1 rRNA gene is annotated in these 523 nt (G+C 49.3%); it reads left to right on the top strand.

Annotation, left to right across the window (positions count from 1 at the left end):
- Positions 1-77 precede the first annotated feature (77 nt).
- Positions 78-523 (top strand): 16S ribosomal RNA (locus V6260_RS18500); the annotation flags it as partial.

The raw sequence follows: 523 nt of genomic DNA, 5'->3' as shown, positions 1-523 counted from the left end.
CAGCACAGTCAATTCAATATCGAAAGATATTAAATAAATTCAGAATTCATTGAGCTGTCGAAAGACATAAAACTTTTTAATTGAAGAGTTTGATCATGGCTCAGATTGAACGCTGGCGGCAGGCCTAACACATGCAAGTCGAGCGGTAACATTTCTAGCTTGCTAGAAGATGACGAGCGGCGGACGGGTGAGTAATGCTTGGGAACATGCCTTGAGGTGGGGGACAACAGTTGGAAACGACTGCTAATACCGCATAATGTCTACGGACCAAAGGGGGCTTCGGCTCTCGCCTTTAGATTGGCCCAAGTGGGATTAGCTAGTTGGTGAGGTAATGGCTCACCAAGGCAACGATCCCTAGCTGGTTTGAGAGGATGATCAGCCACACTGGAACTGAGACACGGTCCAGACTCCTACGGGAGGCAGCAGTGGGGAATATTGCACAATGGGCGCAAGCCTGATGCAGCCATGCCGCGTGTGTGAAGAAGGCCTTCGGGTTGTAAAGCACTTTCAGTCAGGAGGAAAG

Origin of the sequence: Pseudoalteromonas aliena, assembly GCF_038155085.1 — a bacterium.
Taxonomy (GTDB): domain Bacteria; phylum Pseudomonadota; class Gammaproteobacteria; order Enterobacterales; family Alteromonadaceae; genus Pseudoalteromonas; species Pseudoalteromonas aliena_A.
Note: the sequence above shows the minus strand (reverse complement) of the source record. Positions and strands in the feature narration are given on the sequence as shown.